12 protein-coding genes are annotated in these 12382 nt (G+C 54.7%); 2 read left to right on the forward strand and 10 right to left on the reverse strand.

Translation table 11 applies throughout. The features are described from left to right. Positions 1 to 4 precede the first annotated feature (4 nt). The 4 genes from L384_RS08770 to L384_RS08755 form a co-directional block, all read right to left on the reverse strand. Positions 5 to 994, reverse strand: coding sequence for a fimbrial protein (locus L384_RS08770; RefSeq protein WP_023324353.1), 990 nt, complete (start codon positions 992 to 994; stop codon positions 5 to 7). Positions 995 to 1016: 22 nt separating this feature from the next. Next, complete coding sequence (locus L384_RS08765; protein ID WP_023324354.1) at positions 1017 to 3560, reverse strand: fimbria/pilus outer membrane usher protein; 2544 nt, start codon at positions 3558 to 3560, stop codon at positions 1017 to 1019. A 26-nt stretch (positions 3561 to 3586) separates the two neighbouring features. After that, the gene (locus L384_RS08760) at positions 3587 to 4261 is read right to left on the reverse strand and encodes a fimbrial biogenesis chaperone (protein WP_023324355.1); all 675 of its coding nucleotides are present in this window, start codon (positions 4259 to 4261) and stop codon (positions 3587 to 3589) included. A gap of 69 nt (positions 4262 to 4330) precedes the next feature. After that, positions 4331 to 4867 carry a fimbrial protein gene (locus tag L384_RS08755; RefSeq protein WP_023324356.1) on the reverse strand — a complete coding sequence of 179 codons (537 nt, stop codon included), beginning with the start codon at positions 4865 to 4867 and terminating at the stop codon, positions 4331 to 4333. A gap of 255 nt (positions 4868 to 5122) precedes the next feature. On the opposite strand from L384_RS08755, the gene ybiB reads away from it, so the two are divergent. Beyond that, positions 5123 to 6085 carry a DNA-binding protein YbiB gene (gene ybiB / locus L384_RS08750; protein WP_023324357.1) on the forward strand — a complete coding sequence of 321 codons (963 nt, stop codon included), beginning with the start codon at positions 5123 to 5125 and terminating at the stop codon, positions 6083 to 6085. Between the two features lie 116 nt (positions 6086 to 6201). On the opposite strand, the gene ybiJ is transcribed toward ybiB, so the two are convergent. From ybiJ to mcbA, 3 genes are all read right to left on the reverse strand, one after another. Then, positions 6202 to 6462: a DUF1471 family protein YbiJ gene (gene ybiJ, locus L384_RS08745; protein WP_003858474.1), complete on the reverse strand. Its 261-nt coding sequence runs from the start codon at positions 6460 to 6462 to the stop codon at positions 6202 to 6204. A gap of 285 nt (positions 6463 to 6747) precedes the next feature. Beyond that, positions 6748 to 7014, reverse strand: coding sequence for a DksA/TraR family C4-type zinc finger protein (locus L384_RS08740; RefSeq protein WP_003858472.1), 267 nt, complete (start codon positions 7012 to 7014; stop codon positions 6748 to 6750). 123 nt (positions 7015 to 7137) lie between these two features. Next, positions 7138 to 7401: a DUF1471 family periplasmic protein McbA gene (gene mcbA, locus L384_RS08735; protein ID WP_003858470.1), complete on the reverse strand. Its 264-nt coding sequence runs from the start codon at positions 7399 to 7401 to the stop codon at positions 7138 to 7140. A 242-nt stretch (positions 7402 to 7643) separates the two neighbouring features. Between mcbA and rlmF the strand changes: the two genes are divergently transcribed. Beyond that, positions 7644 to 8555, forward strand: coding sequence for a 23S rRNA (adenine(1618)-N(6))-methyltransferase RlmF (gene rlmF / locus L384_RS08730; protein ID WP_023315680.1), 912 nt, complete (start codon positions 7644 to 7646; stop codon positions 8553 to 8555). 43 nt (positions 8556 to 8598) lie between these two features. On the opposite strand, the gene ybiO is transcribed toward rlmF, so the two are convergent. From ybiO to glnP, 3 genes are all read right to left on the reverse strand, one after another. Beyond that, positions 8599 to 10809, reverse strand: a complete 2211-nt coding sequence (gene ybiO / locus L384_RS08725; RefSeq protein ID WP_023324358.1) for a mechanosensitive channel protein — start codon at positions 10807 to 10809, stop codon at positions 8599 to 8601. 120 nt (positions 10810 to 10929) lie between these two features. Next, on the reverse strand, positions 10930 to 11652 hold the full coding sequence (glnQ, locus tag L384_RS08720; RefSeq protein ID WP_003858465.1) for a glutamine ABC transporter ATP-binding protein GlnQ: 723 nt from the start codon (positions 11650 to 11652) through the stop codon (positions 10930 to 10932). Then, a complete protein-coding gene (glnP, locus tag L384_RS08715) occupies positions 11649 to 12308 on the reverse strand; it encodes a glutamine ABC transporter permease GlnP (RefSeq protein WP_003858462.1) in 660 nt (219 codons plus the stop codon). The genes glnQ and glnP overlap by 4 nt, the downstream gene beginning before the upstream one ends. Positions 12309 to 12382: the final 74 nt, after the last annotated feature.

A 12382-nucleotide genomic window follows, 5' to 3' on the forward strand; every position in this document is an offset into this window, starting at 1 on the left:
TTGGTCACTTATAGGCGAGAGTGATGGTTGCTACGGTGTTGGCGGGGCCGGGCGTCACCACATCGCTGATCTGCTCGTAGCGAACCTGAAAGGGGATCTCCAGCGTTTCATTGGCAACGGCCTGGCTTTGAGTGTTGACGTAGGTATCAAAGGTCGCAATGCGGTCATCAAACAGCATTCTCACCCCGACGCCCGTTGCCATGCCTGTCTGCTTCGTCAGTTTGATCACCCCCTCGAATGCCGTCTCGTAGCCGTTAGCACTGGTGATTTTTAGCTCAGGCTGAACGGTTGTGTCACAGTTAACGGTGATATTAAACGTTTGAGCGGGGCTGGATAAAAAACCCACGCTCATAAAATCACTGACGGGAAAATCACCCAAATTAACGGTGAGATTTTTTGGCGAAACAGAGCAGGTGACCTGATGCAAAATGACGTTACCTGCATACGCAATATGGTTAGGGCTGCCGATCCCTTCGTGACCGAAAACGCCAATGCCAAATTCGGTCTGAGACTGCACCAGCGTGCCGGAGGTCACGGCGTCGCTTGTTTTGACCAGTTCAAGCGTGACGTCAAAGTTAAACGACTGTGTGCCATCGCCAGAAACATAGCCAACAGGCGTTCCGCGTGAATCGCACTGTACTCCGCCTGCTCCGCTGATTCGCTGACCCTGATCGTTCATCAATGCGACCCCGACACCCGGTACGCCGGATTCGTATACTCCCTTCAGCCCCGGAATTTCCGCTCCGGTACCGTAGTAACACGAGACAATTTCCAGTCCGCTGTCGATACTCTGATCGCAGTGCCCGGCAACATGAACGCTCTGCTCTGTACCCGGAATGGTTGCACCAACCGCCAGCGTCGTCGGGACAGAAATGGAGGCCATGTTAATCATTTTGGGCAGATCCGGCGTGGTGCAGGTCGCCTTCGCATGCGGCATAAATAACGCGGCGGTTCCCAGAACCAGTAAGAAAAAGCACTGTTTAATCATTTGCATAATCGTTAGCCTGAACGGTGGATCAGTGACACTGCGCGGCAGCGTTAATGATGCTGGTTTGCTCTTTCTCATCCGTTAGCGCATAGTCAGCGACGCAGTGCTCGTTCGCCCCCTGTCCCCAGGAAACGTAGAGATGCCCTTGCTGCGGCAGACCAGAGAGGTAGGTCTGGCCGTCATTCCCGACAATAAATTCGCTGTCCTTATCTTCGGTGGTGACCGTTGCGCCGAAGGGCAGCGGTTTACCCTTTTGCGTAAGCGTCATCAGGACGCGGTTACCCACGCGGGTGTTAAAGCTGGCGCGCACCACGGCCCCGCGGGTTGGCGTCACGATCTGCGCCGCGTGGGTGACGTCGGCGTTGTCCGGTAGCGTTTCGGTATCCAGCGCGATGGTGTTGCGGCGATACGCGGTAACAAACGGCACGACGGTGTAGCCGCGGAAGTCGGTCTCGACGCCCGTCTGGTTCGTGATATGGGTTCCGTGCGTGCCCGGCGCTTTCACCAGCGCGATGGTGTCACCGAGCGGCTGGCTCAGGGTTATTCCGTTCGCATGGGCAACCACGCCGCCCTGCAAACCGACGTTCAAGGTCTGCTGATACTTATCCTGACTGACGCCTGCGCTCACTTCGCCATATGTCGCTTTGTAATCGGCGTTGATGCTGGTGGAGTTACCGCTGCCGATGCTGCTCAGCCCTTCCTGGATGTTCCAGTTCAGGTTGTCCTCTTTCAGCGCCGTGCCGTTCAGGCCGATGTTCTGCGTCGTGCCGTCTTTGGTGTTGTTCAGGTTGTAGGTGGCCCAGGTGTTATGCATCCAGCGGTCCAGCGGCACCGAGACGCTCAGCGAGAACTGGTTGTCGTTTGTCACCTCGTTACCGTCTTCATCGCTGTCCTGGGTGTTTTTGTTCATGCTGTAGCTGAGGCTGTAGCTCACCCCGTGCCAGCTATTGTTGTAGCTGACGCTCATCGAGGTCATGTTCTGGCTCTGACTCCAGTACGTCTCTTTCACCATGCTCAGGGTGACGGATCCCCAGCCTTCCGGCAGCGTCTGGTCGATGGTGGCTTCGGTTCGGGCGCGGCGCTGCTGCGGCGCAGACCAGTTGTCGGAGCGGGTATATGACTCCATGGTGTCGTCCAGGGTGTAAAACCCTTTGCTGTTATAGCGATAGCCGGCCAGCGAGAAATTGGTGCCTGACCGGGCGATGTCTTTGCTATAGCGCACGCGCCACGACTGGCCTTTGCTGGCCTGCTGTTTTTTCAACAGGGCCTTCGCGCGGGTCACGTCAATGGAAAAGGCGCCTAAATCGCCCATGTTTTTCCCGACGCCAGCCGCCTGAGACTGGTAATGGCTGCTCTGCTGCACGCCACCGTAGGCGGTGAAACCGTAGGGTAAACCGTAGATGGCGCTGCCCTGGGCAAACGGGGTCTTCTCGACGTCGTTGTCATAAGAACGGTAGCGTCCGGCAGTCACGCTGTAGCGCAGATTTTTTTCACGCTGCAATACCGGCACGGAGGCAAACGGCACGACGAAATGGCTTTCGCTGCCGTCGGTCTCTTTCACGGTGACCTGGAGATCGCCGCTGCTGCCGGTGGGGTAGAGATCGTTAATTTCGAACGCGCCGGGGGCGACCGTGTTCTGATAAATGATGTAACCGTTCTGGCGTACCACCACCTGCGCGTTACTGTGGGCGCTGCCGCGAATAATAGGGGCATAGCCTTTCTCGCTGTCCGGCAGCATGTCGCTGTCGGATTTTAGCTCCACGCCGGTATAGGGGACGCTGTCAAAAACGTCGGAAGGTGAGGTGCTTTGGCCCACCGTCACGTCACTTTTCATCGCCACAATATCGCGTTGCGCATAGGTATAAACGGAGGTGAATTTCTGTTCCTCCTCATGACCCGTGGTGCTGCGATTCCAGGTGGAGTAGTTACGAACGCGCCATGCCCCGATGTTGAAGCCGGGACGCAGGTTAACGTACTGGCTGCTGCTATTCTCTTCACCCTGCTGGCGCGCATGGCTCTGGCTGGCGTTGACGCTGTAATTAAGCAGGCCCGCGTTGATCCCTTCGTCAAACTCTTTCGGGTCGATGTAACCGCGAGGTACCTGACCGAGCGCCTTTTGCGGAATGCTCAGCAGCAGCTGCTGATTGCGCACGCGAAAGGTCGCGGATGCCGAAGGGATGGCGTGTAGATCGGCGCACTGACCTTCTGCTCTCAGCTGCGGATATTTTTGCGTTTTGATCCCGAGGCTCTTTAATTCGTCCAGTGTAAAACAAGGCTGGAGCGTGCTGGTGCCCTGTGGATCTTTAACTAAGTTGAAGGTCACGTCGCGGGTATCAATTTTATTGTTATTGATAAAGATCGCGACCTGATATTTACCTGGTGCCTGGCCGGGACCTTTTTCATAGACAGACAGATCGGTCTTTCCCTGCTGCGGGTTATCAATGTCCAGCAGGGCAGGGTTAAAATAATCATCAGCCAAAACCTGCTGCGCAAAGATCGCCATTGCCAGGCAACAAATAGCCATCAGCAATGACGAAAATCGGCAGGTGAACGGCTTTTTATGGCTGTACATGATGATTTTATTACCGGGTAATACGATTAATGAACGGGTTTAGACCATGTCTGACTGATGCTGCCGTAATCGGTAATAATGGAATACGCGACGGTAGAACCTCCGACGTTGCCAGGTAAAGCAAAATGCGTTTCAGTTTTCGGCACAGCCCAGGTGGCTTTTTTGACTTTCTGTCCATTCAGGGTGACGGTCTGAAAATTCATAAAGAAAGGTGTGGGATTATTCACCACTAAATCATTCCCTTCGCGATGCCATTCAAGTTTATCGGCCACATCTTCTGGTCTGCCTTTTACCGCTGACGGGCGATAGAGCAATTTAATGCGGGTATTAATGGCAATTTGCAGCGTATTTACCCCTTCGACATGCTTCGAGGACGGGATCGCTTTAATATTCAGCCAGTACAGAGATTCCCTGTCTTCCGGTAAATTTCCTCCCGTACGGACTACGCGCAGGACGTTATCCTCTTTCGCATCCAGTCGAAAAAGCGGCGGGGTGATCAGGAACGGGGCTTTGGCCTGGTTTTTACCGCCAGAATCGACCCAGGACTGCACCAGATAATCCGTGGTATCCGGGTTTGAAAGACCGAGAGATGATTCCTTTTTATCTCCCTGATAGACCAGCCGGGTGCCATTAATCACGACCCCCGCCTGTGCCGAGGCTGCTACCAGTAAAAGAATGCTCAGTAAATAACCGTGGCGCATAAAGATTTCTCAATAAAAAGATGAGATATTAATGCTCGCAAAAGCATTAATATCTCAGGATTGATAAGATCAGTTATAAATAACGGTGAAGGTTGATACAGAGTTAGCAGGGCCTGCGGTGACTGCCGCCTGGGTTTGAATATAACGCGCACCGAACTCCTGATCGTTAACCGCCGTGCCGGAGGCTAAAGGATATTGCTTCGAAGGGGTATACAGGCTGACAGGCTGCCCGGACGTGTCAACCAGCTGAATAGCCACACCGGTAGCCGCATCGGTATCGGGCGTTAACGCCAGCGCGGCATTATTATCCGCATCCGGGGTACCACCGAAGTTAATCGCTGCCGAGGTTACGGTTTCCGGACAATTGGTTAACTTAATATCAAACTTCGTTAATGTGCTGGTAGAGCCTGCGCCGGTAAATACCGTTTTAGATACTTTTCCCAACTGAACATCTAATGGATTACTTAATCCATTCACGACTTGGCAAGCAGAATCGATAATTTCTCCGGTGAAATTAATCTGCCCTTCACCGTTGGTTGCCGCAAATGCAGATGCAGAACATCCCACCGTTGCGGCGATAAACAACCCTAATGCAACCTTGTTCATAGTAAATCCCGATGTGTTTCTGGCAAAAACGTTGCCTGGACGTTTTCACCGTTGACCTTTAATGACTTTTCGATGTTTATTTAATCAAAAAAAGGACAGAGACGAATCTTTTGTCCCAATCACAAATATTGCAAATAATGCTTGAGTTTATTTTTTTATCTGAAAACAGCAGGTTGATAATGATCACAAAACACTATCGGGTGCGTGTCCATCGGGCTATATTGTTAACAAGATGATGCTGTCAGGAGAAATGTCGTGGATTACCGCAAAATTATCAAAGAGGTAGGGCGTGGGAAAAACCATGCTCGCGATCTGGACCAGGACACGGCCCGTGCGTTGTACACGCATATGCTGAATGGCGACGTGCCGGAGCTGGAAATGGGCGGCATTCTGATTGCGCTGCGCATCAAAGGGGAAGGTGAGGCGGAGATGCGGGGTTTTTATGAGGCCATGCAGTCGCAGACGATGCGTTTAACCCCGCCCGTCACGAAGCCGATGCCGATAGTGATCCCGACCTACAATGGCGCGCGTAAGCAGGCAAACCTCACGCCGCTGCTGGCTATTCTGTTGCAGAAACTCGGTTTCCCGGTGGTGGTACATGGCGTGAGCGAAGATCCAACGCGCGTGCTGACAGAAACCATTCTGGAATTATTAGGCATCGAACCTACTCTCCATGCTGGCCAGGCGCAGGCCAAACTGGAGGGGAACCAGCCGGTCTATATTCCCGTGCGCGCGCTCTGCCCGCCGCTGGAAAAGCAGCTGGACATGCGATGGCGAATGGGAGTACGTAACAGCGCCCACACCCTGGCGAAGCTGGCGACGCCGTTTGCCGAAGACGCCGCGCTACGTCTTTCCAGCGTCTCCCATCCGGAGTACGTGACGCGGGTCGGACAATTTTTTGCCGAAATCGGCGGGCGGGCGCTGCTGATGCACGGGACGGAAGGGGAGGTTTATGCCAACCCGCAGCGTTGTCCACAGCTGATGCTGATTGAGCCTGCCGGGACGCGGGTCGTACTGGAACGTGGGGAAGAGAACTGCGATGTGATCTTGCCCGAGTCAAAAGATCCGCAGGTCACCGCGCACTGGATCGTACAGTGTCTGGCCGGAAAGGTGCCGGTTCCGCAGTCGATCAAGCTGCAAATGGCCTGCTGCCTGCTGGCGGCAGGGGAAGTGGCATCCGTGGAAGCCGGATTGCAGCGCGTGGCACAGTCGTTTTAAGCAAAAAAAAGCCCGTCCAGTGGCGGACGGGCAAACAAGGGTAACAACAACAGGGTCAATGAGGGTTGGAGCATCTCACCAGAGGGTATGGTGAGGGTGGAGCATAATTCGTTCGATTACTTGTAGATAACCGCAGTACCGCTCAGTTTGTTATTACCGTTAGTGGACGTGATGGTGTATCCACTTGCGCCGGCAGCGGCTGCTTTTTCCGCCAGTTTAGCTTCCAGACCGTCCAGCGTGGTCGCTCCTTCAGCACTCACCACCCCGATTTTGTTCAGATCCTGTGCCTGCGTAGAGGAGACTGGCTCTACGGCGAAAGCGCCGAAAGAGAGAGCGGACAGGGCAACAGCGGCAACAGCATATTTGATGGTTTTCATAGGTCAATTCTCGCAGGTTATTCTGTTAAAGGGACGATGTTCCGTCGATGTGACAAGTATCACGGTTTTTAGCGGAAGATAAAATCGAAGAGAATTGACGTGGTTGCTCAAAAAAATTGAATGACAAATAACTTATTGATTATTAATAAATTCAGAAGCGGAATTGACACTTCTTGTGGATGCGCTTTACAGAAGCCATCGGAAGGGCACGATTTGCTACGCGTATCGCTAAAAGTCGTGAGCGTAAAGTAAACGGCTGGCGCGGTTAACTTCGGTAAAGGAAAGTCAACGTAACTGGCTGTCTTTCGATCCTCTGCGATTATATCCTGAATGTGTCGCATTTTTCGAATCTTTCTCCTGCTGACAGGCAATACATAGCCGTACGCCAGGAATGGCTTTACGCCGTGCCTCAGGAATCGGATCTCCGCACTCTTCGCATTCCGTCAAACTTTCGCCGCGTGGAATTTCACCGCGAGCACGTGCGACCGCATCTTCAATAGTACTGTTGATCTGTTCGTTAACGGCGTCGTCATTCGCCCAGCCGGAAGCCATCATGTTCTCCTGATCTGTTTAAGCCATTCATCTTAATATGGGGTTAAAAAACGCACAGTCAAGGCGAAGGAAGGGAATGAGAACTGCATCTGCCTGGCAGATGCAGTGTGGGAAGGAAATCGATTATTTATAGATGGTCGCGGTGCCGTACATATGGTTATCACCACCGGCAGCGTTCACCACGAAGCCTTTAGCCCCTTCCTGACGCGCTTTTTCGGCCAGCTTGTCCTGAAGGTCATCAAGGTTGCTTGCCCGGCTGACAGAGACCGTCCCCGCCGCACGTAGCTGGCTGGTGTCGTTGCTGTCGGTCAGAGGTTGGACGGACCAGGCTGAGAAAGATGCGCCTGCCAGCGCACCCGCAATAATAAAGGTCAGATATTTTTTCATAATCACATCCTCAGGGGAAACAACAGGTGATTCCTCTTAAGTTTAGAAGCCTGACGCGTGTGATTTAGCGCAAAAATTTGATGATGATCTGCTTATTTTTTGAACGATAAATTCTGACAATTTGTTGACAGATCATAGACATACAGGTCGATGATTTTTGTCGTTTTTTTGTGCGACTCAGACAGATATTTACCCCCGCGCCGTCACAGGGTATCTTACGCGGCTGTTTAAAGGAGAATGCCATGACTTCCCAAAAGCCGGGATTGCACCCGCGTAACCGCCACCGTAGCCGCTACGACATGAAAGCCCTGTGCCTGAGCTGTCCCGAATTGCAGGATTTTATTGTTCAGACACCAGCCGGTGAACCGTCGGTAAACTTTGCCGATCCGCTGGCGGTTAAGACGCTGAACAAAGCGCTGCTGGCCCATTTTTATGGCGTTACGCACTGGGACATCCCGGATGGCTTTCTCTGCCCACCGGTGCCAGGACGTGCGGATTACGTCCATCATCTTGCCGATCTGCTGGCGGATGACAATGGCGGCGTGGTGCCAAAACAGGCCACCGTGCTTGATATCGGTACGGGCGCGAACCTGATCTACCCCCTGATAGGCGCACATGAATATCAGTGGCGGTTTACCGGCAGCGAGATCGGTGCTGAGGCCTTCGCCAGCGCGCAGGCCATTATCAACGCTAACCCGGGGTTAAGCCGGGCCGTTCGTCTGCGTCGTCAGAAGGATGCCGCTGCTATTTTCAACGGCATTATTCATAAGAACGAACAATATGACGCCACCCTGTGCAACCCGCCATTCCACGACTCCGCCGCCTCTGCTCGTGCGGGAAGTGAACGCAAGCGGCGTAACCTGGGCCAGGCTGAAGATGGCGCGCTGAACTTTGGCGGCCAGCAGCAGGAGCTGTGGTGCGAGGGCGGGGAAGTGGCATTTATTCTGCGCATGATTGCCGAGAGTAAGGGCTTCGGTCGTCAGGTGAAATGGTTTACCACGCTGGTCTCCCGTGGCGATAACCTGCCGCCGCTTTACCGCGCGCTGACCGACGTCGGCGCGGTGAAAGTGGTTAAAAAAGAGATGGCGCAGGGCCAGAAGCAGAGCCGCTTTATTGCCTGGTCCTTTATGGACGATAACAAACGCCGCAAATAATCGTTTCTCGGGCCGGGTAAGGCGAAGCCGCCACCCGGCTCGTTTACAGCGTCGGCTCCTGCGGAGGGAGCGGCGAAGCGGGCGGCGACAATACCTGATACGTCTGCACCGGCGCTCTCACGTTCGCCAGATCGAAGTGTTTTTTCACCATGCTGTCGAGGGCGAAGCGCACCGTCCACTGCTTCAGCGGCTGGGTGGTGAACGACACGCGCAGGGTAAAGGCAGTGTTCGTCAGCCCGACGATGCCCGCGAACGATGGTTCACCAATCACCAGCCCGCGAATATCCTCCATCTCCATCAGTTCGTTCACCGCATCCCGCAGCGCCTGCTTCGCCTTATCTGCATCTTCGTGACGATCGACATCATAATTCGCCACCACCGAACCAATGCCGCGCACAAAGTTGGCAAAGGTGGTGATCGATGACCACGGAATAATGTGGTACGCGCCGGTATCCTGACGCACGCCGACGGAGCGAATGGACATCCTCTCGACCGTGCCGGTGAGCGGACCGATGGTCACCAGATCCCCGGTATTCATCCCGTTCTCAAACTGGATAAAAATGCCGGTGATAATATCCTTCACCAGCGTCTGAGAACCGAAGGAGATCGCCAGCCCCAGCGCACCGGCACCCGCCAGCAGCGGGGCGATATTCACGCCGATTTCCGACAGCACAATCATGATGGTGATGGTACTGATGATCACCGCCAGCGCGTTGCGGCACAGGGTTAGCAGCGTGCGGGCGCGGGCGCTCGGTAGCGGCCTGCCGTGGACATCCGACACCAGACGGTTTTCGATAAGGCTTGCCAGCAGCGTCCAGCCGACGGCGGAGAAAAACAGGATCAGCGCGATACGAATAAGAATATCAACGGTCTTTTCCCCCGCGCCGTTATGCAGCCAGTTCCAGAAATCAAACAGCCCCCACGCGTTCAGCAGCAGCATAATTGCCACGCAGACCGTCAGAATACGCGCCACCTTCAGGGATACGGTCATCCAGCCATTCACCCGCTTTTGCAGTTCCGGGTAGTTACGCTGAACCTGCGGCGACAGGGTGATCGTTTTCGACAGCCAGCGGGAAAGCAGGCCAGAGACAAAGGCCGCGATGCCGATAATCGCCAGGCTTTTGAACGTCGCCCCCATCATAAATTTCAGGCTATTGCCCGGGTCGAACAGGGAGAAGAAACAGAGCACAATAAAATAGGCGCTGGCCAGCCAGTGCCACACCAGCGCAAAGGCGCGAATAAAGAGGCTGAAAAAGGAGAGGGAGCGATCGGCCAGGTGCAGCAGGCTGTCGGTGATCGCTTTTTTATTGTGGAAGATGAGGTACAGCGCCCAGACGGTAATGCACAGCATGATCAGCACGTTCGCCAGCGCGCCGAACTGCACGTTAACCTGGTTGGAAATAATCGGCACGGCAACCAACAAGCCATAACCAATCAACCCGCTCAGCACGCTAAGCCGCACCGCCCAGTATTTGGCGCTCTGATCCGAAATGGCGAAGGGGCGAAGGTCCGGCACGCGCGGGCAGAAGATCAACCGCAGGAGGGCTTTAAAGAACTCAATCAGGGCAAACGCATTGAGGAACAGTCCCTGCTGAAACGCGATGGTTTTGTTTCCGGTATTAAGGCGGTCAGCCAGCAGCTGACCGACAAACAGCGTCAGGGCCAGCAGCAGCAAATCGATGACAAACGCCCCGGTAATCATTGCCGGAAGATGCAGCCAGCTGCTTTTATGCTGATTCTTTTTGCGTCCCCACTTGCCCATTTTCCGGTAAAGCGGCCAGACAGACAGGCGTAACAGCCAGTAAAAAATGAAGACGGCGCCAGCCAGAATAGCAAACTGGGTAGCGGCTGCGGAAAAGGTGTGAGGATTAAAAGGCTTATGTGAGGTGCCAACCAGGTTGCGATAGAGCTGGGCAAAACGCGACGACAGGGCTTCCCCGTAGCGGCGACTGATGTCGGTGACGTTTTCCAGCACCGTTTTTTCTTCTTCGGCTTCCGGCGGCGCAATAGCAGGAACCGGATCCTGAGGCGGCGTGGCGGCCACCTTCCTCAGCTGATCGATCAACTCCTGCCGTGACGTGTCGTTCTCAAGCACGTCGGCAAGCGCGCCGTAAGCGGCTTTTTTCTTTTCAGCATCCGGTTCTGGCGGCGCATTTTGCTGGCTGGCGGTGGCTCCGGTGGTGACGCCGGGAAGGGTTACAGCAAGTGATGGCGCGCTAAACAGGCTAAACAGCAGCAACAGGATCCACGGCACGGCGTCCTCCGACAAAAATATCGTGCAAAATGATAAGTATAGAGCGCGCGGAGCGGAGGGGAGTTTTTGGGAACAATCCGGCATAAAAAAGCCGGGCATGCCCGGCTCTGTGTGTGGTTATCAGGAGACGTGTTGCAGGAACTCCTGAAGGCGCTGGCTTGGTGGGTTCGCAATCAGCGTCTGCGGATTACCGTCTTCCGCGATGCGGCCCTTATCAATGAAGATCAGACGGGACGCCACTTTTTCGGCAAAGCCGATTTCGTGGGTAACGATGACCATCGTCATGCCTTCTTCCGCCAGATCCTGCATAACTTTCAGCACTTCGTGACGCAGCTCCGGGTCGAGTGCCGACGTTGGCTCATCGAACAGCATCATCTTTGGCTTCACCGCCAGCGCACGGGCAATGGCCACGCGCTGCTGCTGGCCGCCGGACAGCTCGGAAGGATAGTGGTGGGCACGCTCCGCCAGACCAACCTTCGCCAGCAGATCTTTTGCCAGCGCTTCCGCTGCCGCTTTGCTGGCCCCGCGCACGCGCAGAGGACCAAACATCACGTTTTCCAGCGCCGTGAGGTGCGGGAACAGGTAGAACTGCTGGAACACCATGCCCGCTTCCTGGCGGATCAGGCGCTCGTCCACTTTCGGATCGTTAACCTTCAGACCATCAACGATCAAATCGCCGCTGGTGATCTCCTCGAGCTTGTTAATGCAGCGCAGCAGGGTGGATTTTCCGGAACCCGACGGCCCGATGATCACCACCACTTCGCCCTGCCTGATGTTCAAATCGATATTGTGCAACACCTGGGTTGGGCCAAAGTGCTTGGAAACGTTTTTAAATTCAATCACAGGATTTTCATCCTTCTTTCAAGACGACGCAGAACAAAGCTCAGGACAAGCGTGATAATCAGGTAGACAACGGCGACCGCACTCCAGATTTCCAGGGCGCGGAAGTTACCCGCGATGATCTCCTGGCCCTGACGGGTCAGCTCGGCCACGCCGATAACAATAAACAGCGAGGTGTCTTTGATGCTGATGATCCACTGGTTACCCAGCGGCGGCAGCATGCGGCGCAGCGCCAGCGGCAGAATAACGTGGCGGATCGTTTCGCGACGGGAAAGACCTAACGCCAGGCCAGCTTCACTGAACCCTTTATGAATCGACAGCACCGCACCGCGGGTAATTTCCGCAATGTAGGCGCCGGAGTTGATCATGATGGTGACAACGGCGGCGCTGAACGGGTCGATGCGCAGGTCGGTGAAGGCCATCGGCAGGGCGAAGTAGATGAACATGACCTGCACCACAATGGGTGTGCCGCGGATCACTTCGATGAAAACCAGTGCGATGTGGTTTGCAATCCAGCCACCGTAGGTGCGGGCGAAACCGGCGACAAGACCGATAATCAACCCGCCAACCAGACCGAGGACCGAAATCCACAGGGTCATTTTAGCGCCTTCAAGCAAGAGTGGAATGGCAGGCCAGATGGCGCTCCAGTCAAACTGCATGATGTATTCCTGTATACCGTGGTGAAAAACGAAAAAACGTAGGCCCGGTAAGCTTAAGCGCCACCGGGCGTTAC

It is taken from the genome of Enterobacter sp. MGH 38 (assembly GCF_000492855.1).
Lineage (GTDB): Bacteria > Pseudomonadota > Gammaproteobacteria > Enterobacterales > Enterobacteriaceae > Enterobacter > Enterobacter hormaechei_C.

Excerpts from the sequence above, each read along its gene's own strand:
- L384_RS08770 (WP_023324353.1), bottom strand. The coding sequence starts at position 994 with ATGCAAATGATTAAACAGTGCTTTTTCTTACTGGTTCTGGGAACCGCC.
- L384_RS08765 (WP_023324354.1), bottom strand. The coding sequence starts at position 3,560 with ATGTACAGCCATAAAAAGCCGTTCACCTGCCGATTTTCGTCATTGCTG.
- L384_RS08760 (WP_023324355.1), bottom strand. The coding sequence starts at position 4,261 with ATGCGCCACGGTTATTTACTGAGCATTCTTTTACTGGTAGCAGCCTCG.
- L384_RS08755 (WP_023324356.1), bottom strand. The coding sequence starts at position 4,867 with ATGAACAAGGTTGCATTAGGGTTGTTTATCGCCGCAACGGTGGGATGT.
- ybiJ (WP_003858474.1), bottom strand. The coding sequence starts at position 6,462 with ATGAAAACCATCAAATATGCTGTTGCCGCTGTTGCCCTGTCCGCTCTC.
- L384_RS08740 (WP_003858472.1), bottom strand. The coding sequence starts at position 7,014 with ATGGCTTCCGGCTGGGCGAATGACGACGCCGTTAACGAACAGATCAAC.
- mcbA (WP_003858470.1), bottom strand. The coding sequence starts at position 7,401 with ATGAAAAAATATCTGACCTTTATTATTGCGGGTGCGCTGGCAGGCGCA.
- rlmF (WP_023315680.1), top strand. The coding sequence starts at position 7,644 with ATGACTTCCCAAAAGCCGGGATTGCACCCGCGTAACCGCCACCGTAGC.
- glnP (WP_003858462.1), bottom strand. The coding sequence starts at position 12,308 with ATGCAGTTTGACTGGAGCGCCATCTGGCCTGCCATTCCACTCTTGCTT.